Source organism: Motilimonas eburnea, assembly GCF_021295345.1.
Lineage (GTDB): Bacteria > Pseudomonadota > Gammaproteobacteria > Enterobacterales > CBDFNC01 > Motilimonas > Motilimonas eburnea.
In genome coordinates this window covers 224,277-247,524 of sequence record NZ_JAIMJB010000002.1, presented here as the reverse complement: position 1 = coordinate 247,524, position 23,248 = coordinate 224,277, and the positions used below count along the sequence as shown (strand labels likewise).

Annotated in this window: 22 protein-coding genes and 1 pseudogene; 14 read left to right on the top strand and 9 right to left on the bottom strand. The window is 45.5% G+C overall.

Annotation, left to right across the window (positions count from 1 at the left end; translation table 11 throughout):
- Positions 1-20: 20 nt before the first annotated feature.
- Together K6Y21_RS03120 and K6Y21_RS03115 are read right to left on the bottom strand one after the other, a co-directional pair.
- A complete protein-coding gene (locus K6Y21_RS03120) occupies positions 21-1,220 on the bottom strand; it encodes a tyrosine-type recombinase/integrase (RefSeq protein ID WP_233070226.1) in 1,200 nt (399 codons plus the stop codon).
- Positions 1,221-1,483: 263 nt separating this feature from the next.
- Positions 1,484-2,371 carry a hypothetical protein gene (locus K6Y21_RS03115; RefSeq protein ID WP_233070224.1) on the bottom strand — a complete coding sequence of 296 codons (888 nt, stop codon included), beginning with the start codon at positions 2,369-2,371 and terminating at the stop codon, positions 1,484-1,486.
- A gap of 688 nt (positions 2,372-3,059) precedes the next feature.
- On the opposite strand from K6Y21_RS03115, the gene K6Y21_RS03110 reads away from it, so the two are divergent.
- A complete protein-coding gene (locus K6Y21_RS03110; RefSeq protein ID WP_233070223.1) occupies positions 3,060-3,461 on the top strand; it encodes a hypothetical protein in 402 nt (133 codons plus the stop codon).
- Positions 3,462-3,635: 174 nt separating this feature from the next.
- On the top strand, positions 3,636-5,234 hold the full coding sequence (locus tag K6Y21_RS03105) for a GAF domain-containing hybrid sensor histidine kinase/response regulator (RefSeq protein WP_233070221.1): 1,599 nt from the start codon (positions 3,636-3,638) through the stop codon (positions 5,232-5,234).
- Between the two features lie 16 nt (positions 5,235-5,250).
- Here the strand turns inward: K6Y21_RS03105 and K6Y21_RS03100 are convergent, their stop codons facing one another.
- A complete protein-coding gene (locus tag K6Y21_RS03100; protein ID WP_233070219.1) occupies positions 5,251-5,808 on the bottom strand; it encodes an RBBP9/YdeN family alpha/beta hydrolase in 558 nt (185 codons plus the stop codon).
- 343 nt (positions 5,809-6,151) lie between these two features.
- Between K6Y21_RS03100 and K6Y21_RS03095 the strand changes: the two genes are divergently transcribed.
- From K6Y21_RS03095 to K6Y21_RS03085, 3 genes are all read left to right on the top strand, one after another.
- Complete coding sequence (locus tag K6Y21_RS03095) at positions 6,152-6,556, top strand: S24 family peptidase (protein WP_233070218.1); 405 nt, start codon at positions 6,152-6,154, stop codon at positions 6,554-6,556.
- Between the two features lie 5 nt (positions 6,557-6,561).
- A complete protein-coding gene (locus K6Y21_RS03090) occupies positions 6,562-7,815 on the top strand; it encodes a Y-family DNA polymerase (RefSeq protein ID WP_233070217.1) in 1,254 nt (417 codons plus the stop codon).
- A gap of 170 nt (positions 7,816-7,985) precedes the next feature.
- Positions 7,986-8,534: a DUF2058 domain-containing protein gene (locus tag K6Y21_RS03085; RefSeq protein WP_233070216.1), complete on the top strand. Its 549-nt coding sequence runs from the start codon at positions 7,986-7,988 to the stop codon at positions 8,532-8,534.
- A gap of 63 nt (positions 8,535-8,597) precedes the next feature.
- Here K6Y21_RS03085 and K6Y21_RS03080 read toward each other — a convergent pair whose 3' ends face one another.
- A complete protein-coding gene (locus tag K6Y21_RS03080) occupies positions 8,598-9,764 on the bottom strand; it encodes a PilT/PilU family type 4a pilus ATPase (RefSeq protein WP_233070215.1) in 1,167 nt (388 codons plus the stop codon).
- A 39-nt stretch (positions 9,765-9,803) separates the two neighbouring features.
- A complete protein-coding gene (locus tag K6Y21_RS03075) occupies positions 9,804-10,640 on the bottom strand; it encodes a transporter substrate-binding domain-containing protein (protein WP_233070212.1) in 837 nt (278 codons plus the stop codon).
- A gap of 256 nt (positions 10,641-10,896) precedes the next feature.
- Between K6Y21_RS03075 and pdsR the strand changes: the two genes are divergently transcribed.
- The 4 genes from pdsR (at position 10,897) to K6Y21_RS03055 (ending at position 16,115) form a co-directional block, all read left to right on the top strand.
- Complete coding sequence (gene pdsR / locus K6Y21_RS03070; protein ID WP_233070211.1) at positions 10,897-11,595, top strand: proteobacterial dedicated sortase system response regulator; 699 nt, start codon at positions 10,897-10,899, stop codon at positions 11,593-11,595.
- Positions 11,592-13,688, top strand: coding sequence for an ATP-binding protein (locus K6Y21_RS21360; RefSeq protein WP_233070209.1), 2,097 nt, complete (start codon positions 11,592-11,594; stop codon positions 13,686-13,688). The genes pdsR and K6Y21_RS21360 overlap by 4 nt, the downstream gene beginning before the upstream one ends.
- 85 nt (positions 13,689-13,773) lie before the next feature.
- Positions 13,774-14,373 (top strand): DUF2982 domain-containing protein, encoded by a 600-nt coding sequence (locus tag K6Y21_RS03060; protein ID WP_233070207.1) that lies wholly within the window; start codon positions 13,774-13,776, stop codon positions 14,371-14,373.
- Between the two features lie 164 nt (positions 14,374-14,537).
- Entirely contained in the window at positions 14,538-16,115 is a 1,578-nt protein-coding gene (locus K6Y21_RS03055) for a sensor domain-containing diguanylate cyclase (protein WP_233070206.1), read from the top strand.
- Positions 16,116-16,135: 20 nt separating this feature from the next.
- Here K6Y21_RS03055 and yjjX read toward each other — a convergent pair whose 3' ends face one another.
- From yjjX to K6Y21_RS03035, 4 genes are all read right to left on the bottom strand, one after another.
- Positions 16,136-16,711: an inosine/xanthosine triphosphatase gene (gene yjjX / locus K6Y21_RS03050; protein ID WP_233070205.1), complete on the bottom strand. Its 576-nt coding sequence runs from the start codon at positions 16,709-16,711 to the stop codon at positions 16,136-16,138.
- A gap of 184 nt (positions 16,712-16,895) precedes the next feature.
- The gene (gene sstT / locus K6Y21_RS03045; RefSeq protein ID WP_233070204.1) at positions 16,896-18,116 is read right to left on the bottom strand and encodes a serine/threonine transporter SstT; all 1,221 of its coding nucleotides are present in this window, start codon (positions 18,114-18,116) and stop codon (positions 16,896-16,898) included.
- Positions 18,117-18,372: 256 nt separating this feature from the next.
- Complete coding sequence (locus K6Y21_RS03040; RefSeq protein WP_233070203.1) at positions 18,373-19,239, bottom strand: DUF2797 domain-containing protein; 867 nt, start codon at positions 19,237-19,239, stop codon at positions 18,373-18,375.
- A gap of 129 nt (positions 19,240-19,368) precedes the next feature.
- Positions 19,369-20,958: an ABC-F family ATPase gene (locus K6Y21_RS03035; protein WP_233070202.1), complete on the bottom strand. Its 1,590-nt coding sequence runs from the start codon at positions 20,956-20,958 to the stop codon at positions 19,369-19,371.
- A gap of 160 nt (positions 20,959-21,118) precedes the next feature.
- Here K6Y21_RS03035 and K6Y21_RS03030 point away from each other — a divergent pair, with 160 nt between their 5' ends.
- The 5 genes and pseudogenes from K6Y21_RS03030 to K6Y21_RS03010 all read left to right on the top strand — a co-directional run bounded on the left by K6Y21_RS03030 (position 21,119) and on the right by K6Y21_RS03010 (position 23,213).
- Positions 21,119-21,334: a TIGR02450 family Trp-rich protein gene (locus K6Y21_RS03030; protein ID WP_233070201.1), complete on the top strand. Its 216-nt coding sequence runs from the start codon at positions 21,119-21,121 to the stop codon at positions 21,332-21,334.
- Positions 21,335-21,417: 83 nt separating this feature from the next.
- Positions 21,418-22,065 (top strand): glutathione S-transferase, encoded by a 648-nt coding sequence (locus K6Y21_RS03025; RefSeq protein WP_233070200.1) that lies wholly within the window; start codon positions 21,418-21,420, stop codon positions 22,063-22,065.
- 7 nt (positions 22,066-22,072) lie between these two features.
- Positions 22,073-22,312 (top strand): annotated as a pseudogene (locus K6Y21_RS03020) (VF530 family protein); the annotation flags it as partial.
- A 101-nt stretch (positions 22,313-22,413) separates the two neighbouring features.
- Positions 22,414-22,662 carry a PTS transporter subunit EIIB gene (locus K6Y21_RS03015; RefSeq protein WP_233070199.1) on the top strand — a complete coding sequence of 83 codons (249 nt, stop codon included), beginning with the start codon at positions 22,414-22,416 and terminating at the stop codon, positions 22,660-22,662.
- Positions 22,663-22,868: 206 nt separating this feature from the next.
- Positions 22,869-23,213, top strand: a complete 345-nt coding sequence (locus tag K6Y21_RS03010) for a DUF2799 domain-containing protein (RefSeq protein ID WP_233070198.1) — start codon at positions 22,869-22,871, stop codon at positions 23,211-23,213.
- Positions 23,214-23,248 lie beyond the last annotated feature (35 nt).

Here is a 23,248-nt window from a genome sequence, read left to right as displayed (position 1 = left end):
TTTTCGGCGCAATTTCGCCATTAGCGTAACGTTCCCGAGGTATAAATGGATAAGGTGGTTAAATCACTATGACCGGCATTTTTCATCACGGTTTGCAGTGATTGATCTTGTGCAATGGCATGGCTTATTCCCGTGTGCCTAAGGGAATGTACACTAAAGCCACTTAATTCTTGGGCTTCATAAGGGTGAGTTTCGGTCATGGCCTGCGCCGTTATCTGAAAAACGTCATTAACTATGCCGCGTATCGCCTCTACACCAAGTTGTGCTTGCAATATACCTTTTTCCCGACCATGAGTACCAGCCTGATGACGCACAAAAAGCGGTATTGCTTCATTGGGCAGGGGTAAGGGCGATAAATTCAGCCATGTTCGGTACTGTTTCAACATCTCCAAAACCGCTGGCGGGCAGGGCACCTGTCGGCTTTTACCTCCTTTACTCTTAGGGATATGAAACACCCAAACACCACTGCGATGTTTTTTAAAATGACTCATTAATGGCGTAAAACCGGGTCTTGCAGCTATTTCCGATACCCGAGGATAAAGATGATACAGCATTGTAAACAATAACTTAGTTCGCATATGCTTGTCGGGTTCTTGGTTTGCCAATTGTGTTATCGTGCCCTTAACCCATTGCCATTGTAACTCACTCAACCCCTTGTCGGTTTCTTCCGTTTCGGCCACTCGGGTATTGTTCACATTCAGCCGACGTAGTAGCACCGCCGCTGGGTTTTTCTCCATGTATTCCACATCGGCCAAAAACAAGAAAAAACCACTCAGTAGGGAGAGCTGCGCCTTAAGGGTCGCTTCTTTTCGAATATAGCCATGCTCACCGCGAAGCACAAAAGGGCACCACTTAGGATTGACTTGTTGCTCACCGGTTTGTTTATCCAACACAAAATATGGGTAGGAGGTAGGGGCAATCAGCTCTGTGGGTGGATCATTACAAAAATCAACAAACTTACGCAATAAGATACGGTCTACCTCTGCCAAGCTCACACCTTGTACAAACCATAGCCAGTTGAATAAGGTATTGAGCTCACCGCGGATAGATTTAAAGTTATTAGCATTAAAGCGGTTTTCAGCCAAATACTCGATCGCCAAGCTATAACTGTAACTGGCGTCAGCGATGGTATGGTCTAAGGTTGTTATTTGAGTATTGATTTGTGCAATGCCAGCATCTAATTGATCAGCATGGGGGAACAAAGGAATAAATGACACCATAGCCTAAATTGAACTTACCCGTATAATTAGCGTTATACGGATAATAACTGTATATACATACAATATCCATTGCTTCATGCAAAATTACATATCCTAGATCATGGTGCTTTAACTACGAAAACTTTAAAAACGATTAATACGACACAAAAATGACTACTAATCATACAGACAGACGTCATTACAGCATAAAAGTGTGATCTCTATTTTTTCGCATTGCTACGTGAAATTTATGCCTTCCATAAAGGTAACCTAAGCGATATTTCTCATAGGACCGCTACAATTTGTTCTCTTCCTTTTAAACTTTCACAATACTTGTCATGGTGTAAAACTCTATCAATTTTATTTTTTTCTTCCTGATGTATGTTTTTTATATCATCAATGTATTTTTCCAGTTCTCTTACTGTTTCACCCTGATCGGCCATGCTTAACAAGGGGCGATACACTTGGTGATGCAAATCGAGCATTTCTTCCATTTCCTTTAATGTTGTAAATGCCAGTCCATAACAAGTTAATTCGTATTCAATCCTTGTGGTCTTCTTAAACCAATAAGAAGTAATAAGAATCGTTTTTAAACTAAAAAAGTGATTAGACATTAATTGCCAAGTTTGAAGTAATTCTTCTTTCTCATCATATCCATAGGTAAAATTAGAAAAACGTTCCTTGAGCATGACTACTAGCCAGTAATAATTTTCCAATGTAGTTAGTATTTGTTGGCAATTTAAAAAAGTCATATCGGGTTTAACTGGTTTTTCCGTTGACTTTGCCCCGAAGAGTGTCTCTGGATACATTTTCTTTGCAATATAAGCTGTCTGGTAAGAGATTTGAATCGGATTGCTCGTGGAACCAACGCGGCATTTCAGCTGAATATCCTGTAAATCAGATACTAATTTTCGGATCGTGATATATCGTGCCATATGATCAGTTCTGTTATTTTTCTTTCCTATACCAACTAAATACCGAGCAAACTTAATACATGCGATTACCAAGAGCAGAGACATCGTGATGGGATAGAAAGTATCAATCTGCTTCAGAGACTGGAGCAAGATAGTAAAGGTCAAAATATCAAAATGATCCCGCACCAAGAATAGCTCATACAAGCAAGAAAAAAGAAGTAAAATACTCATCGCACCGATTTGGAGCCTTGCACCCATATTGGTATAACCCTCATTAATTAACCCAAAACATAGTAACACACTCAACCTAGAACGCCGAATGGTCACTACATTAACTGCGCATTATGTATATTATGTTAAATAGCTAATCTGTTCAGGGTCGGTAGCGGCTGTTTTGTGTTAAACATCATTCAATTTGAGATTTGCGGGTTTTGTGAGATTTGTCGGTGTTGGCTAATCTACTGTTGTGTGCTAACCGTTACTCTTATCTATGCTTGATACTGGCTCCTACGTGAAATCTAGGCGGCATTGCATTACCCAGATAACTCATTGAGATTTCACGTAGCACGCGATTATGCGCTTTGTGCCTTGGGGCTATTTCCACTTTTTCTTTAACTTCCCATGTGGCGATATCTAATCAGCTACCTAGGCGCTACATGTGAGCAGAGTCATCCTCGCATTAGGGTTATATCTGCCGGATATGGCTGGCTTATCGATCACCTGCGTGGTTTTGTAGTAACAGGTTTTGTGCTTGCTCACGCGTTATCCAACGCTCACTATTGTCTCATTTACGCCTTGGCGGTACAGTAACCCTTTGATACTAAATATATGGTGAGCCATTGAAAACCATCTTTAAAGCATTAGCTCTGGTCTTGATAACGTATAGGGGGTAACCATCCCCCAAACGAAGGTCAAACAGTAACATTAACTGGATTTAGGTTACTCGTTGAAAATTATTCTTAAAGTCTTAGGTTTGCTTTTTTTGGTGGTGCTGATTATGACTATTTTTGTCGGCATTTCAGCCCATTATCTCGGCGTCATAGGTACTGTTTACAAGCGTGTTGATTTTAACAATTACGATCGTACCTACTCACCAACATTAATGAAAACAAAGTGCCGTCGTCTCGGTAATGAGTTTAAACTATTACATCAGCGGACTAGCGGCATCAATCCCGATGACTTCAATCTTAGTTTTTGTAAGTGGGGCTTTGACGAAAGTTTATCTGGTTACATATACCCTAAAAACAACCCAAGATTACGGGTGTTCTGGATAGAAAAAAACGGGCAGCTAGCCTACGATCAGCAATTTCACCATAAACCTTCGCTCACATTCATGGTTAGTCAGTAGTCCCCCTAATGCATCTTTAAAGCCAAGCCCTAACACAGGCCGAGAGTCGAGTACGCTTCTCGATGGTTTTCCTCAGAGACTCACTGCGTCTCGTTTTACCGTTTCTTGCTATTACTTTTACGACTTTGACTATCTCAACTACACTCAGTTTATGTCTTTTTTATCAATAACATTATGAAATCAGCCAAGTTACCCGATAATGAATTAGAACGATTGCAAGCCTTGTATCAATATGATGTGCTTGATACCGAAGCTGAGCGCGTGTTTGATGATTTAACCGAGCTGGCATCGCAGATTTGTGAAACGCCCATTTGTTTGATTAGCTTGGTTGATCCCGACCGGCAATGGTTTAAATCTAAATTTGGCTTAGATGCTCAGCAAACCAGTCGTGAAATCGCCTTTTGTTCCCATGCGATTTTGCAAGATGAGTTGTTTGAGATCCCCAACGCATCGGAAGATGAACGGTTCTTTGATAATCCCTTGGTTACAGGTGCACCCGATATTCGCTTTTATGCGGGCATGCCATTGAAAACACCGTCTGGCCATAACATAGGAACCCTGTGCGTCATTAGTGAAAAACCCAAAGTCCTTACTAAACAGCAGCGTAGCGCGTTAATTATCCTCGCCCGTGAGGTCATTTCTCAGTTAGAGCTGCGTATCCAAAATAAAAAGCTCGCCTTGGCCAATAGCTTTAAAACCCAGTTTCTCTCTAATGTTTCCCATGAGATCCGCACCCCGCTCAATGCCATTATTGGGCTATCGGACTTGTTGTTGCATCAGAAATCCTTATGCGATGTTGATCAACAAGCTAAAGAGTATATCCAGCAGATAGCCTTTAGCGGTGAACGCTTGCTGGGCATCATTAATTCGGTACTGGACTTAGGTAAAATTGAGTCGGGCAATATGGAGCTTGAGCCACAGTCAACGGATCTTGCTGAAGTCATGGATAAAAACATCGCCTTATTGAGTGTAAAAGCGAAACAAAAAGGGGTGCAGATTATTTCAACTAGCCGCTTAACGGCCCCTACCCTGGCTTTGATTGACGCCACTAAGTTGTCACAAATTTTTACCAACCTGCTCAATAACGCCATTAAATTCACCCCAGAAAATCGCCAGATATTTGTTAACTATTCAATTTATAACAATGAGTTAGAGATTGAAATAAAGGACCAAGGGGTGGGCATTAGCGAGGCTGACCAAGCTTCTCTATTTAATAAGTATGTGCAAGTCGGTAAACAAAAATCGGCTCAAGAAGGCACGGGGTTAGGCCTGTCCATCACCAAAGGTTTGGTTGAATTAATGGGCGGACAGATCACGCTAAGCAGCCGATTAGGTCAAGGCTCAACTTTTCGGGTTTGTTTGCCTATCGACTTGGTCGCTAGCCCAACGGTTTCACCTGCGGTGGCCCACCAAGGTGTGTTACCGAGCGATCTTAAGGTGCTGATAGTTGAAGATAACAAGGTTAACCAATTGGTGCTGGAAGCCTTGCTCGACCAACTTAATGTTAGTCATGACACGGTCGACACAGGTGAGGCGAGCTTAGTTCAGGCGCAGCAAAATCGTTATGATTTGATCTTAATGGACATTAATTTGCCCGGCATCAGCGGCCTTGAAGCGACCAAGCAATTAAAGCAAGCCCAACTTCCCAGTAAGATTGTCGCCCTCACCGCCGATGTGTTTTGTCGCAATGATGAAAAAGCCCTGTTTGATGATTTTTTAACTAAGCCGATCCAAATCGAGGGCTTACGCCAAGCCTTGCATAAGCTGTTTTAACTTGAGCTTAAGCTTATCACGCTGTTTTACGTGCTAATGCTTGCCCTGCCAGTTGTTCGATTAATGCATCTCCGGCAGGCCAATCGCCAAAGCCGGCTTCGGTATGAAAATGATCAGCACCTTTAAAAAAGGCCAGTTCACTGCCCCAACATTGAGCAAAATGTTCACTGACTTCAGGGCGCGCATGAGCGTCGTTGTCACTGTAAGCCAAGATGGAAGGAAACCATAACGCTTGTATGGCTTGTGGCCGCTGCACTTGAATGGCTTTAACGGCGCTGGCACTGTCGATATCAGCAGGGGCCACTAATAAAGCCCCGATGACGTTGGCATTGTTATGTTGCTGCGCCCACTGCACTATGGTGTTGGCACCGCAGCTGTGCCCCACTAGCACCACCTTGCCCGAGACTTGGCTTAAGGTTTGTTCTAACCCATCAATCCAAGTTTGGCGCACGGGAGACAACCAATCTTGCTGCTGTACGCGAACGGTATGTTTAAATTTTTTTTCGATGTAGGTTTGCCAGTGCTGCGGCCCTGCGTTGGTGTAACCGGGCACATTTACGATGGTGATGGTCATTGCTAAATACCGCGTTAAATTGATAATGAGGCGCGCCACTATTCTAGCAAGGCGCTCTAGCTTTGCCTAACCTTCTCTTTTTATTATCCAAATGGGGTCGTTGCCCTATCGTCTTAATTCTTGGCCAAATGGAATATTATTCTCCCTCACAATAAGCATGATGGCATAACTTTGTCGTGCTATTTCTCATTTTTTCTCAGGCACTTACTTGGGCGTTTTCCTGCACTCGTTAGCTGCTCGTCTTAGTACGACAAAGCATACGAGGATGAGGTGTAAAACAGAGATTGTCTCTGTTTCATAACACTGCTACTATTTACTGTATATTTATACAGGTTACATATCAATGCGAATAATCCCGATCAAAGTGGCCTGCGGGATCACCGGGTTTGAATCTCCAGCAGCCACCTATACCGAGCAAAAACTAAGTTTAGATGAACTACTCATTGAGCACCCCAATGCCACCTTTATTGGCCGAGCCTGTGGTGACAGCATGCGTAATGTCGGCATCATGGATAATGACATTTTAATTGTTGATCGCGCTTATCGTTATGGCCACCTTGATGTCATTGTGGCTAATTATAATAGTAACTTTGTTTGTAAAATCATAGACCTAAACAAGCGTATGTTGCTCTCAGGCAATGATGATGAACTGCCTGTCACCATTAGTGAACATGATGAGTTTTCCATTGAAGGCGTGGTCACCCGCTCTGTTCGATTACATAAGCCAAGCCATTTACTGCTGGAGTAAGCCATATGTATGCCTTAGTTGACATTAATGGTTTTTACGCAGCGGCTGAAGCCGTGTTTGACCTGTCATTGCGACGCCGACCTGTGATCGTATTAACCAATAACGATGGCTGTGTTTGCGCCATGAACAGTCGTGCTAAAGCCCTAAACATCCCCCGCTTTGCTCCATACTTTAAGGTCAAAGAGCTGTGTCAGCGTCATCAGGTGGCGGTGCGCTCAAGCAATTATGAGCTCTATGCGGATTTATCGGCGCGATTTAGTCAAACCTTAGCGCAGTTTTGCAGCAATATGCATGTGTATAGCATCGATGAAGTATTTCTCGATTTATCTGGCATGACAAGCCTGTGGCCCAACCAGGCCCAATTAGGTCACGCTATCAGGCGTTGCATCTGGACTCAGCTTAGGTTGCCTGTGAGTGTGGGCATTGCCAATACCCTGACGCTGGCCAAGGCGGCCAATCATGCCGCAAAGAAAGTCGCCGGCTATCAAGGCGTCTGCGTGCTCCACAGTGAGCAACAGCGCCAAGCTATTTTAGGGCAAATGAAGCTGGATGATGTCTGGGGCATTGGCCGTCGCTTAGCCAAAAAGTTACCCCTGCTACATATCAATAATGCACTGGATTTAGCCAGTATGAAGCCTGAGTTCGCCAAGGCTCAGGTCAACATAGAGCTGGCCAGAACGGTGCGCGAACTCAACGGCGAAGCGGTAAAAAGTTGGGATCACGTTCGCGCTAATAAGCAGCAAATATTTTCCACGCGCAGTTTTGGTGAACGGGTAACGGATAGCACGAGTTTAAATCAAGCCTTAGTACAGCACGGCGCCATCGCAGCCAAAAAAGCACGCCAGCAAGGCAGCTTATGCCATTACATGATGGCGTTTGCCGCCAATTCACCGTTTGATGCAAATCCCATGTCGTTTAAGGTTTTTCATCGTTTTAGCCAAGGCACGAATGACAGCACCACCATCGCCAACGCGCTAACGGCGCAGTTAGGAGCCTTATTTAAACCCAACGTGGCCTATTATCGCGTCGGGGTTGGCCTGCTGGAATTAGTCGACGAGCAGCAGCAACAATTAGATCTATTTTGTACCGAGCCCAGTCATCCCGCTTTAATGCGCTGTATGGATCAAATCAATCAACGTTTTGGTCAGGTGATGCAACTTGCCGGCGAAGGGATCAGCAAGCCATGGGCAATGCGACGCGCATTTTTATCGCCGCACTATACGACTCGCTGGTCCGATGTCCCTAAAATTCGCTGCTAAATAACCAAATCGCCAAAGCCCTTAGCCTAAGTTGTTTATCGAAGTATCGCTACATGACAGCAGCACCCACAGAATTAGGAACACCTCAATGGCCAACTGATTTGCTGTCGCGTTTTTGGCTAAACTAGGTAAAATGGAGTCAGTACGAGTCACATTGGAATGTTATTGTTATGTCATCATTAGCCGATCAATTACTTAAGTCTGGGTTGGTATCAAAGCAAGCCGCCCGCAGTGCACAGTCTGAAAAACGTAAAAAGCAAAAACAGAAAAAGAAAAAAGGCACCGTTGAAAAAACCGAACTTCAGCTCGAGCTAGAGCAAGCCGCCGCCGCACAAAAACAAAAAGACGAAGCCCTCAATGAAGCGCGCAAAGCCGCCACGGCCGAAAAAGAGCACCAAGAGCGCGTTAAACAAATTATCCTGCGCAATGCGGTTAAAGAGATAGAAGGCGAAGTGGAATACAAGTTTACCTATGACAAGGTGATAAAGTCCTTGTGGGTAACGGCAAAAATCCAACAAGATCTAGTGAAAGGTTTGTTAGCCGTGGTCACCTTCGACGAACGTTTTTACGTGGTACTTGATCAAGTGGCCCAGCGCCTTAACACGATTGATAGCGACGCCGTCGTATTACTCCATGAGAAAAGCGCCGCGACACAAGCAGAAATTGAAGAAGAAGATCCTTACGCAGGTTACGAAATTCCTGATGATTTAATGTGGTAATCCCGTGTAGTGGCTAGCAAAACTGCGCCCGGCAAAATAGCGGGCGCAGTGGTATCCATCGTCTTATTCAGGCTCGTCGGGATCGTCCATGGGCTCAAGGCTTAACGATAAACCAGACGAGGTTTTCATCGTCTTATCATCCTCTTGGGCAACCTCTTCTTCACCTTGACCTTTATGATGCAATTTAAAGCGCAGACGCAAGTTATTAGGCGAATCAGAGAACTTGATGGCTTCTTCTTCGCTGATGCGACCTTCTAGGGTCAAATCAAACAGCGCCATATCGAATGTTTTCATGCCCAATTCTTTGGACTTTTCCATTACCTCTTTGAGTAAGCCAAAATCCCCACGTTGCACCATATCGCGAACCGTCGGACTGCCTAACATCACCTCAACGGCCGCACAGCGTTTACCATCGACCGTTGGCACCAAGCGCTGCGATACAAAAGCACGCAAGTTGTTACCTAAGTCATTCAATAATTGGGGGCGGCGCTCTTCAGGGAAAAAGTTGATGATGCGGTCAAGGGCTTGGTTGGCGTTATTGGCATGCAAGGTCGAAATCGCTAAGTGGCCTGTTTCTGCAAAGGCGAGCGCGTGCTCCATGGTTTCACGATCTCGGATCTCACCAATCAGGATCACATCGGGAGCTTGGCGCAAGGTATTTTTTAATGCAGCATGAAAACTGCGCGTATCAACCCCTACCTCGCGTTGGTTAATAATACTCTTCTTATGTTGATGCACGTATTCGATAGGGTCTTCGATGGTAATAATGTGCCCGCCCTGGGTCGAGTTACGATGATCGATGAGTGCCGCGAGCGAGGTGGATTTACCCGAGCCGGTACCGCCAACAAATAACACCAAGCCCGTTTTCGTTAAGATCACCTCTTTTAATACTTCAGGCAACTTAAGATCTTCGAACTTGGGAATATCCATCTTGATATTACGCGCCACAATAGAGATTTCATTGCGCTGCTTGAAAATATTTACCCGAAAGCGACCAACACCGTGAACCGACAACGCCAAGTTCATTTCCAGCTCTTGCTCAAAGATTAACCGTTGTTCGCTGTCCATGATGGAATCCGCGATGGCTTGTATTTGCCCCGGCTCAAAACGGGTTTTATCGATGGGTTTTAAAACCCCTTGAAATTTACCGCAGGCGGGCGCCCCAGTAGAAAGGTAAAGATCCGAGCCGTCATGACTGGCTAAGATCTTTAACATTTGTTCAAATTCCATATATGACTCCACGCTTGAAAAAAGCGTTGTTTTTAATGATTATTTAACGGTATCCACCGATTTGATAAGCGCATCGAATTGTTGTTTAAACTTAAGCATGGCTTGCTCGGTTTCGGGGGTGAGTTGTGGGTTAGTTAATTCAATGGCATTACGCTCGGCCAAATGCAACTGCGCCAACGACGCCCCAAATTGCTCCTTAAACATCTGGTGATATTCACCCGATTGATAAACACGGTTCAGCCCCAACTCAATGCGTTTAGCAAGCTCAGGTTTTGCCTTATTAACAAAATAAAACAGTGGAAAAGGATAATAAATCATCATGTTGTCTTCGATGGCTAAGCCCTTATCGGGATGACTGGCAAACTCTTGCACGATTTCATTCGCGCCCCGCGAGAAACAATCGAACCGCCCCACACTGAGCTGGTCAAATAAGATCGCGTATTTGGTGCTTTTCCATAAGGTTAAGCCATTGGCCTCCATGATGGAGGTATCGGGCCAATCTTGATGTTGCCCGATCACCAATTTTGATTCGACGAGTTGATTGAGGTTGGCAATGCCATTAAACAAGGATTGTTTACCCTGTTGGATCAGGCAAACACGATAGCTTAGCAAGGTGCCCGTAACAGGAAATCGCACCGGAATAGCCACGGTTTCACGAAATTTATTGGGGCCAAACACAGCAACATCAATGTGCGGGCTTTGCGCTAAAAAGCGGATCACTCGCCCCTGCTCCATAGGCTCTGAAGGAACGAGTTCATAATCCCCGTATTCTGGCTTAGTCACATCCAGTGCTTTAATCAATAACTTGGGAACGATCTCATTGGGGTGGCTTAACAGCTGATCCCAAACCATAATGGTTTGCTTAGCATGCGCCATCGGCAACCCTAGCCAAAGGCAACACAAAAGAATAAGGAGGTTATAAGTACGCATAAATCACCTTCGTTAAACGAACCTTGCGAGTAAAGACTTGATCTAGCAAAAGCCAGCAGTCTATTAAATAATAGACCGTGACAACAGATCCTAGGCCTACACGGAGTAAATATCGTGATCTTACTGACAAAGCACAAAAAAACTGTGGCAAAATAGAGCCTTATTTATTCTTCATTATCAGCGCAAACAATCAAGGACCGCCATGCAACGTATTATTGCATTAGTCGAAGACGAACCAACGATCGCCGCTAATTATCAAGCTTCTTTTCAACGCTTAGGGTTTATCGTCAATGTGTTTGCCACTCGCAGCCAAGCTCTTAGCTACTTTGGTGAACGCGGTTTACCTGACTTAGCCATTATTGATGTGGGATTGGCTGACGAATATGAAGGGGGCTTTGACTTATGTCGGCAATTGCGTGAGCAATCGGCAACCTTACCCATCATCTTTTTAACGGCCCGTGACAGTGAACTGGATGAAGTATCGGGATTGCGCCTGGGCGCCGATGACTATTTAACCAAGGATATTAGCTTGACCCAAATGGTGGCCAGAGTAAAAGCCTTACTCAGGCGGGTTGATGCTCTTGAGCAACGAGGCAACCAAGATAACGACGTCTTGACACGCGGTGAGATGGAAATAAACAACCTCACCATGACCATTACTTGGCATCAACAAGCCGTTGAATTGACCCTCACCGAATTCTGGATAGTGCACGCATTAGCGAAGTACCCAGGCCAGGTGAAATCTCGCCAACAGCTGATGGACGCCGCCAATGTGGTGCAAGATGATAATACCATTACCACGCATATCAAGCGCATCCGTCGAAAATTCAAACACATCGATGCTGACTTTGATCATATACGCACGGCATATGGCATGGGCTATCGTTGGAGCGCTCAGTGAAACTAAAAACCCAGCTATTGCTGATATCCATTGTGATGCTGGGGCTACCTTGGGCAGGCTGCCAAAGTATCAAAGAAATCACCCAAGTATTGGCCACCAGCCAAGAGCAAATGCTCGCCAATTCCCTCAATAGTGCGGCATTAGTGCTAAAGCAACAGCCCAGTATGCTCAACCAACGTCATCCCAATACCTTTGGCGATGCGGTCTATGCAGTTAAAGCTAAAGACCAAGTGCAGCTAGATGGCTATGATAATGACTGGCAACAGCCCATCGCACCTGAGCTAAATTGGCCGTTTATGAACGCGAATATGTCGTTAGCGGCGCAATATCAAGGCGATGACTTGTTCCTTAAGATCCAGTTAATCACAGATAAGTCCGCCTTTAATCTGCCAGGAGCCAACGAATGGCAACAGTTACAACTTAAAGGATTAAGTGACCACAACGCGACCACCGTGTATGACATACACGTCGCCGGAGACGGCCAATTTATCATCGATGCTAGCGACAGCCCTAACGTCAGTCACCATCGTGCAAAAGGCTATTGGCGCACCACAGCTTGGGGGGCAAGTATCGAACTAAAACTGCCATTGTCTGATTTTAATCGGGGCCTCAGCCTTGACTGGCAACGCTTCGAACGCACCTTTAGCAAGGCCAATCAGGCCCATCCTTTGGCCGATGTCGAGGACAGTGTCACCAACCAACTCAGATCCAGTCTGGGCACCTTAGGCGGATTTCGACCGGTCTTGCGTCAAGATGATGAGATCACCCGCTTACTGACACCGTTGATCCAACAAGGGATCCAACTTTCACTGGTTGATCAGCAAGGTTGGTTACTCAGCCAAGTTAACGGCCCCCGTGTCAATCGCGATATTCCCGGCTTTTGGTTAATGGAAAAAATTTACGCTTGGCTTCAGCAAAACGACGCCCTGCCCCAGTGGCGTGAAATATTTGAACGTAATCAGTTGGTCTACCCAGAATTTGTTAGCCAATTTAAACAGCCGACTTGGTTTAAACAAGGATATCGTAGCCACTTACTGATGGTTGAGCCGATCAAGCTGGATCAGCATAGTCAGTATTATCTGATCGCAACCCAAGGTGGTGAAGTATTGATCCGCTTGGCCGGAAGCAGCTTTAACCGATTACTCTTTATCAGTTTAATTGCATTTATCATCCTCGTGTTAGGCCTATTAAGCTACGCGACCTGGTTAACTTGGCGGGTAAACCGCTTAAGCGCCAGCGCCGCAACTCAAATGCAACAAGACGCCAACTACAGCGGCGAATTACCCTTAATAAAAAGCCAAGATGAATTAGGGGAATTGGCGCGCAACTTCAATCAATTATTAACCCTAAAACAACAGCAAACCGATTACCTGAGTAGCCTAGCCAGCAAATTATCCCATGAGCTGCGCACACCGCTTGCCGTGATCCGTTCATCACTGGATAATTTAAGCCACTTGCAGCAAAACAATACTGAGCAAACGCCCTTTATTACCCGAGCCAGTGATGGCTGCCACCGCCTAAGTCAAATTATTACCGCCATGAGCGAAGCGAAACGCCTAGAGCAAAGTTTGCATGATTTCGACTATCAGTTAGTGAACGTGCCCGAGTTACTGAAAGAGCTCAGCCAAGCCTATCAACAAACTTGGCCCGATCATCCCATCGAGTTTATAAATCAGCTAGGCCCAGAATTTGAAGCTTGGATATACCCTGAATTGTTGGTGCAAGCCTTGGATAAAGTGATCGATAACGCCATTGATTTTGCCAAGGCAACCACGCCCATCACCTTAACCTTAACCCTGTGCAAAAATGAACTAAACTGGCAAATAGACGTATATAACCAAGGCGATGCCTTGCCGCAGCAACATGAGTTAACAATTTTTGACTCCTTGGTTTCAATGCGCGCGCAGCAAAACAAGGCATTGCCACAGGATACGGGGCCCAATCAAGGTAAAAGTCACCTGGGTCTAGGCTTGTATATAGTGAGCATCATTCAAAAGCATCATCAGGGCACTTGCAGGGCCCAAAACGTGGACCAAGGCGTTGTGTTTAGTTTGTGTTATCCGTTAGGGCAAACCAACACGCAACGAGGATGAGGATAGTCACATCGACAGCGTAGCGATCAGACCCGGCACCAAACGCAATGCCTACACGTTAACCTATGGCAGTGCGATAGCAATTATGCTGCTGTTATCGGCCATGCTAAGCTGGCCGCAATACAGCCTTAGCCTATTGCTTTTATTATTGGTCGCCTTCATCAGCATGATGCTGGGCATTGCCAAGATAGTGGAGCCACAAATCAGCATAAAACTCGACGAAAACGGATTAACCTATTTTCATAGCAAAGGCTGCTTTTCCATTCCATGGCAAGATATCCAGCGGGTGGATATTCCTACCTTAGGCTATCCGCCGCAACAGCTTGCCTATCTCGGCATCAAGCTGAAGCGGCCAGAAGCGCTGTTAGAGAGTATTTCACCCCGTTTATGCAGCCACTTTATCGTCGAGCAGCGGGCCTTGCTCATTCTTGCCATGCGTCATCATAGTGATTGCCCCAGTTGCGCCAGCGATCACCTGTTTGATGTTCGTGATTACGTCGCCCCAGATAAAACTCGCTACCGCGGTCTCAATGGGATGTTAGGTCATCGGATCCGGTTATTAAATCAATTACTGGGCTACCACATTTACCTCAGCAGTAACTGTTTAGATAGGCCTATCCAAGATTTTTTGCCGTTATTGCGTCAATACCAACAGCAAGCCATCATGGCTCCCTCAATAGACTAGCGCCAGCCTTGCCTTTGCTAAGTTAGATGATTAATAGCTCAAACGAGAGGTAAACTCAATCCATCACTAAGATGAAAGAAATGATGGAAAAAAGAGCAAAGTTAAGCAGCAACAGACCTTTGTGGCTACAATTGATAATAAATTGAGCAATTGATTGGTACCGCATGGTCAAAACCGTGTCGACAGATATTCCCAAGTTAAAAGTGGTCATGATCACCTTAGGCATCTTTATTGTCCTCATGACATTGCTTTACGGTGCGTTTATGCGCGTGCATGGGGCACAAAGCCACCTTGAAGCCTTCACCGAGCTTGAGATAGATAAAGCCAACTACCTCAATCAGGCCATCTACATCACCGGCTATGGCGGGTTTATTCATAACTTTAAAAATGCCGTTATCCGGCGCGATATTCACTATCTTGATAATGCAGAATCACAAGTAAAACAAAGTATTCAAACCTTAGACCAATATCTCGCCCTGTCACCCGAGCATGCAAAACAAGTTCTGGCCATACAAACCGTGATTAACCAGTATCGCCAAAATATTCCTGTTCTACGCAAGATGATAGTCCAAGGCGCCAGCACACAAGAAATTGATGCAAGGGTGAAAGTGGATGATACCTTGGCCGTGGTAGCCATTAAAGAAATACTCAATAGCCACCAACAGCACCCATTAGCCTTACTAAAGCAAACGGGGCAAGACTATCAGGCAATCACCTATCGGCTATTGATTGTGGTAAATATTTTATTTGTCGTCAGCCTGCTGACCATAGGTTACATCTTTCACAGCTATAAAAAGCTGCGTATTGCATTAGTTGAAAAAAACATCATCTTTACCTGTGCCCCTAGCGCCATTATCGCAGCCGATGAAACCGGCAACATCACCCAAGCCAATACCAGCGCCATGCAACTGTTCGAATTTAACGAAACGGAAATAGGCCATATTAATATTGATGACTTGGTGCCCAATGAGATAAAACAAAAACACACACGGCTGCGACGCGAATTTCAACGCTCTGAGCGGATCAAACCGATGGCGGATCGCAGTCAAACCTTTACCGCCCAAAAAAGGAGTGGCGAACAATTTCCCGTTGATATCTCCATTGCCACCTATGAAGTCAACAGCAGTAAGCACAGCATCGTGGTGGTTGATGATTTATCCGAGCGCGAGAGAATAAAGCAGCAGGCTTGCACCGATGCATTGACCGGCATAGGTAACCGCTATGCCATCAATCAACGTCTGCAGCACGTATATCACTTAATTAAGCGGGAAACGCACCCAAACAACCCCAGTCCAGACCACTTCACGCCATTTGCCATCGCCATGGTAGACATCGACTTTTTTAAAACCATCAACGATGAATACGGCCATCAAACCGGCGATATTGTGTTACAGCAGCTTGCGCATTTGATCCAGCAGCACATTCGCGCGGTGGATTTTGTTGGACGCTGGGGCGGCGAAGAGTTTCTGTTGATCTTAGAGCGTGTCGATTTAACTGGGGCAACCAAGATAATGCAAAAGCTGATTGACGTCATCAAATATGCAAGCCAGCGCTCCCCCTTTCCGGCCCCCATCACAGTGAGCGCCGGGATTGCCACGTACGACAAAAACAAAACAATTAACACCTTAATATCACAAGCCGATCAAGCCTTATATCAGGCCAAAGACGCGGGGCGGGATCAGGTGGCGGTATTTTCTCAAGCGACATTAGCACCGCAAGATACCGGCTCAACATCCGATTAAGCCAGTCACTTAAACCAAATTTATTCGTTGTGGGATTGATAGAGCTTAGAATGCAAAATGGGCGCCATGGCAAGAATGCAAGCCTGTTCATAAACCCCTGCACGTGAAGCTTGATGCTGAGTTAATAACCCAATCGCCCCCCCTTTTTGCTTGATATTGGTGGTGTTAAACAAGCGGTCCATCACATCACCTAATTCTTCACCTTGGGTTAACGCTTGATAAATACGCATGGGCAGGGGTAATTGGCAACTGCGACCCACCCCTTGCTGGCGACCATTGCTGATCACCACATAAGCAAAGGTAGCTGGGCCATCAACAAACTGATCCACACCGCCCTCAATCGCCACAAAGAAATCACCTTGATAATGATCGATGCAATATTGACAACGATTAATGGCACCCAGTCGGGTCTCTTCATCCGTCATGGGTTGCTCTGGTACGCCAGAAGGCGCATCGACTCCTTGACACTCGATCTTGTGGTCAGGAAAAAGTCGTGAAATAGCGCCGCGGGCCGCCGCCACCTTAACCGGATTACGAGAGCCCACTACAACCGTTAAGACGCGTTGAGAAGTGATAGAGCAAGAATGAGTCGCCATGAAATACCTAAATAAATGATTGTTTTCGCTTGAAAGTTATTTTACCTGCAGCCACCGCGCAATAACACCACAAAAAAAAGCCGGAAGAAACAGGGAGCAAACATTTAGAGATAGAGAGGTTAAACGGGAGGCAGGAAAATAAACAGGGCCGCCGCAGCGGCCCCGACCCATATTGAAAGCAAAGTTAGCTTGGGGTTTTGTCATCCGCTTCACAGGCCGCGGCAGTAAACACCACGTCGGTTGAACTGTTTAAGGCGGTTTCAGCCGAGTCTTGCACCACACCGATGATAAAGCCCACGGCCACCACTTGCATGGCCACATCATTATTGATGCCAAATAAGCTACAGGCTAATGGAATAAGCAGCAGCGAGCCACCCGCAACACCCGAAGCACCACACGCCGACACCGCGGCTAACACACTAAGTAGCAAAGCGGTCAGAAAATCAACTTCAATGCCCAAGGTATTAACGGCAGCCAAGGTAAGCACAGTGATCGTAATTGCCGCGCCACCCATGTTGACCGTCGCGCCCAGCGGGATCGACACAGAGTAAGTATCTTCGTGTAGCTTTAAACGCTCACATAAAGCCATATTCACAGGGATATTAGCCGCACTTGAACGCGTGAAAAATGCCGTCACCCCACTTTCACGCAAACACTGCAACACCAAAGGATACGGATTACGCTTGATTTTCACATAGACGATCAAGGGGTTAACCACCAAGGCGATAAATAACATCGCGCCAAGTAACACGCCAAGCAGTTGGATATAACCGGCAATGGCGGCAAATCCCGTTGTCGCAAACGTCCCTGCCACTAAACCGAATATACCGATCGGAGCAAGGCGAATAATAAAGCGCACTATAGTAGACACACCGTGGCTCACATCTAAAAAGACTTGTTTAGTCGCAGAGGTCGCGTGATGCAAGGCAATCCCCAAGCCCACACCCCAAGCCAAAATACCAATGTAGTTACCTGTTAATAGCGCGTTGACGGGGTTATCCACTACCTTAAATAGCAGCGTGTTGAGTACCTCGCCGATGCCTTGAGGAGGATTTGTGCCCTCTACCCCAGTTGCTAATACCAGTGTGGTCGGGAAAGCAAAACTAAATAGCACTGCCGTCAGTGAGGCTGCTAATGTGCCAATTAGATACAGCATAATAATCGGCTTCATGCTGGTGTGGGCATTTCGCTTTTGGTTGGCAATGGAGGCGGCCACCAGCACAAACACCAAAATCGGCGCGATGGCCTTTAACGCGCCAACAAATAAGTCACCTAAAAACGCCAGTTGCAGTGCCGCGTCTTTAGAAATACTGGCAATCGCCACACCGGCTATTATCCCTATAACGATTTGCAGCACTAGGCTGCCATTTGCCAGCTTGGCAAACAGTGAGTTTGATTGAGTCATTTTGTACCCTTATGGCTATACAGGGTTGTTACCACATCACAACAAAGTAATAACATGGTAAACCGCCACATAGCAGCTGTTAGTTTTATATATTGAGCTTGCAGCAGTGTATTTAACCAAGAAGGATTTTTTGAGCAATAGTTATACAGAAGTGAATTAAAAAAATTTGAACTGACGCAAAACAGACAGGATATCCGACTAGTATAACTGGGCTAAAATAGTCGGATATGTTTAGAAATAAAAAACAGCAGATATTTTATTGATCTTGGGCTGACCAAGAAATCTCATAGCTAGTGTATTTACGTAGGTTAATGACCCCCGTATCTAACAGCAAATACTGGCCTTTAATACCCATTAACGTACCGCTCACGTCGGGCGACTTATCCAAATTAAAGCTGGTTATTTTAGACGGGTACTGCTCAACCGGGTACTGGATGCTTTGCAGGGGTAAATCCACCGCCGTGATGGCATCTTCGCCAAATTGATCGGTTAGATGAGCCAACTGCTGCTCTATTTGCGGTAATAACTGCTCGGCCTTGGCCCGTAAATCCATATCCGGTGCATCGCCTTTTAGCAAAGCGCGCCAATTGGTTTTATCGGCAACAAGCTTGGCCAGCTCAACCTCGACAAGACCCGATAATAAACGATTTTTCACTCGTAAAATGGCCATGGCTTGAGTTGCACCTTGATCTATCCAACGAGTAGGAATTTGGCTATGGCGAGTAATGCCCACTTTTAACCCAGAGGTATTGGCCAAATAGACAAAATGATCTGTCATACAAAATTGCTCGGCCCATTGAGGCTCGCGACATGTTCCTTGGTCAAAATGGCAAGTTTCCGGCTTCATGATGCACATATCACAGCGCGCCAGCTTTTTCATACAGACAAAACAATGGCCTTGGGAGTAACTCTTTTTGGTTTTCTTCGCACAAGCATCACAGTAGATATTGCCCGTATGGCTAAAGCGAATCGGCTGGCCAATGAGGGGGTTTAGATGAATTTCCTTTACTCCCTCTTTTGAGCTTAAAGGAAGATAATACTGCGCCTGATCATCGAGTAGCTCGGTGCGCATTTTGCTAATGGTGCCGGTGATCGAAATGGAGCCGGTAATTGAATTTGTCATTGGATCATTGCTCATATCATTATTGTGTTTAATATTTTCCGTTGGCTTAGCCTACATTTTGCTAAGCAAAAACAACAAAGCCCGACAGTATCGGGCCTTGGTAAAAATGGAGATCAAATTAGGAACGAGCTATGCTTCGCCTTGGCTACGTAGATAATCATCATAGCTCCCTTGGAAATCGACAATGCCATTGGGCGTTAACTCAATGATGCGCGTAGCAAGTGACGATACAAACTCACGATCGTGAGAAACAAACAGCAGCGTGCCCGCGTAGTTTTCAAGGGCTAAGTTCAGCGACTCAATGGTTTCCATGTCCATGTGGTTGGTTGGCTCATCCATAACCAAAATATTGGGCTTTTGCATGATCAACTTACCAAACAGCATGCGCCCTTGCTCACCGCCCGATAATACCTGTACGGTTTTCTTAATGTCATCTTGCGAAAACAGCATACGACCCAAAATACCGCGTAGGGTTTGTTCATCATCACCGGGCTGCGACCACTGGCCGATCCAGTCAAGTAAGGGCAAGTCTTCACTAAAATCATGGCTATGATCTTGCGCATAATAGCCAATTTGCGCGTTTTCAGACCATTTGATCTCGCCCGCATTTGGCGTTAAATCACCCACTAAACATTTTAGAAGCGTGGTTTTACCTATCCCGTTAGGACCGATAATGGCAATGCGCTCACCCACTTCAACCATTAAATCTAAGCCGGCAAATAATGGCGCATCAAAACCATGGCCTAAGCCAGTCACTTCGAGCGCTTGACGGTGCAATTTTTTCTCTTGATCAAAGCGAATAAAAGGGCTTTGGCGGCTTGATGGCTTAACCTCATCAAGCTGAATCTTATCAATTTGTTTAGCACGAGACGTCGCTTGCTTCGACTTTGAAGCGTTAGCCGAGAAACGGCTTACAAAGGTTTTAAGCTCAGCAATTTGCGCTTTCTTCTTGGCGTTATCGGCCAACAAACGCTCCCTTGCTTGCGTCGCCGCGGTCATGTACTCATCATAGTTACCGTGATAAAGACGCACTTCGCCGTAATCTAAATCCGCCATGTGGGTACACACGCTGTTTAAGAAGTGACGGTCGTGAGAAATAATGATCATGGTGCAGTTACGCTCTTTAAGCACGCCTTCTAACCAACGTATAGTATTGATGTCCAAGTTGTTGGTTGGCTCATCAAGTAGCATGATGTCCGGATCAGAAAACAGTACCTGCGCCAAGAGTACACGCAGTTTTAAGCCCGGTGGGATCTCACTCATTAAGCCGTAATGCTGCTCAACGGGAATACCAACCCCGATTAAGATCTCCCCCGCACGCGACTCAGCGGTGTAGCCGTCCATTTCAGCATATTCGGCTTCTAAATCACCGGCGCGAATACCGTCTTCGTCCGTCATTTCAGCTTTTGCGTAGATGGCGTCTCGCTCAGATTGCACCGCCCATAGCTCGGTGTGGCCCATGATCACCGTATTGATCACACTAAATTCTTCATAAGCGAACTGATCTTGCTTTAATTTACCAATGCGCTCATTTGGGTCTTTCGACACACTGCCGGAAGACGGCTCTAAATCGCCACCCAAGATTTTCATTAAGGTGGATTTACCACACCCATTAGCGCCGATTAAGCCATAGCGATTGCCTTCACCAAATTTGATGTTCACATTTTCAAACAGCGGCTTAGAGCCAAATTGTATGGTTAGATTTGCAGTAGTAAGCACAGTGTTCCCAAACTAGATAAGAAGTTAGATGTTAAAATAGCCGCGCATTATGTCACACCCGATGTGGACATGCGATAGGTAAGATAAAAAGCCATGAACCGTATGACAAGCTTAATCGTAATTACACGAATTGTGACACACAGATCAGGAACAGCTCACTATGAATCAAATATCGGCTAAAAAGTTACTCCACAGTAAGTGGACCAAAGTCAGCCCCATAAATAAAGAAAAGCACTTTATCATTACCGAGGTCGAATACGATGAAGACCAAAAGGTGGTGCGCTGTGTGATCCAAGCGGTTTACAACCAAAATGAATATGACATCAACTGGCGTGACTTAAAGCAACCTCAGCAATGGCGAACCGGTTGGTGTTAGTTCGCCGATAAATGCCAAAGCCAACCATCTACAATTTGTGATAAAATGCCGGTCAATCGTTAAAGTAATACATATATACACCCATGACACCTATCCTTTATTCGTTTCGCCGCTGTCCCTATGCCATGCGTGCCCGCCTTGCCATCGCCGCAAGCCATCAAGTCGTTCAACTGCGCGAAATCGTGCTCAAACATAAACCCCAAGAAATGCTGGCCATATCACCTAAGGGCACTATTCCAGTTTTGCAGCTAAGCACAGGTGAAGTGATAGACGAAAGCTTAGACATTATGTTGTGGGCATTACATCGCTCGGATCCCCTCACTTTAGTCAAAAATGAATTAAGCACTGACATGGCGCTGATCAAACAAAATGATCACGACTTTAAACCTTGGCTCGATAAATACAAATATGCCGACCGCCACCCTGAGCTTAGTCAAAGGGACTATCAGGACAAGGCCTGTGAATTTATCGACGCACTGGAGTCAAATTTAAGCAAACATCAATATTTAACAGGTGACCAGCTCAGCTTGGCCGACCTTGCCATCGCGCCATTTATTCGCCAATTTACCATGGTGGACAGTAAATGGTTTGATAACGCGCCCTATCCTTTACTGCGCAGATGGCTTAATGACATACTCAACAGCGCGCTATTTAAATCCGCCATGAAAAAATACCCAACCTGGCTAGAATCAGGCCAAACCTTTAACTTTCCAGAATCAAGCACAGCGTGAGCCGATAATGACCAAACCCAATAACCAAAAGCCAACACAAGCAAACAACCCACTTCATGGCATTACCTTAGAAAAACTCCTAACCGAAATGGTGGACTATTACGGCTGGGAAGAATTAGGCGCACGCATCAATATTCGTTGTTTTACTCATGATCCCAGCATCAAATCCAGCTTAAAATTTTTACGTAAAACGCCCTGGGCTCGCAGCAAAGTCGAAGCCCTTTACCTCACCATGATCCAAAAGCCATGGTAAAGGCACAAATCACAAGCCGACAAAACTTGGCAAACATCAAAACTTGAATAAAATGATGATGCTACAATTTTTATTTTGACAGACAAGGATTCATCATGAACGAACTGATTACGAAAACCATCGCACTTTTGGGCGGCAAAGAAAACATTACCGCCATTGACCACTGTATTACTCGCGTGCGTTTAAAAGTAAAAGATGACAACAAGGTAGACTTTGAAGCCTTGAAACAGCATTACGACAGTGCCGTTAAAGGCATGACAGAGCACAGCGTGCACCTAGTGGTTAATCAATACAAACATGAATATTCAGCTGCCGACATCGCAAGCCTGTTGATTAACGAATAATCTCCTAAGCAGCACCTAAACTAAGGCGGTCTCACTCGCGCCTTAGTTGACACCCGGCTTAGTACACTCCCAGCTTAGTTCACCCGCGCCTTCATCACTTCTCGTGCCAAAGAAAAACACTATAATACGAAAATAAGCAATCCAATGGCCAAGATGGCACGTATGATTCACTAGTGCTTTTATGCTAACCCCCGAAGGAGTATCAAATGAAAACCTTAATACCCTTATTATTTGGCTTGTCCTTAACAGCATGTAGCAGTGTTGATCAGCAGCAACTAGCGGATAACAACCAATGGTTCAAAATTGGTCGAGACGACGGCTTGGCGGGCAAAACCGCCAAAGATCAAACCCAACTTGCACAGCTCGGCCAGCTGCCTTCAATGGGCTATAACGACTATGAAAAAGGCTATAACACCGGCCTTGATAGATACTGTAACCCCTTATACAACCCCAAACTCAACTCGCTGCAAGACTACTACGCCAGTGTTTGCTCACAAGTGCCAAACAGCTACAAATACTTCAGTTATTGGGGTATAGGCGACAATATTTAGTGGCTAAACTTAGACAACAACACAATTAAGGGTTG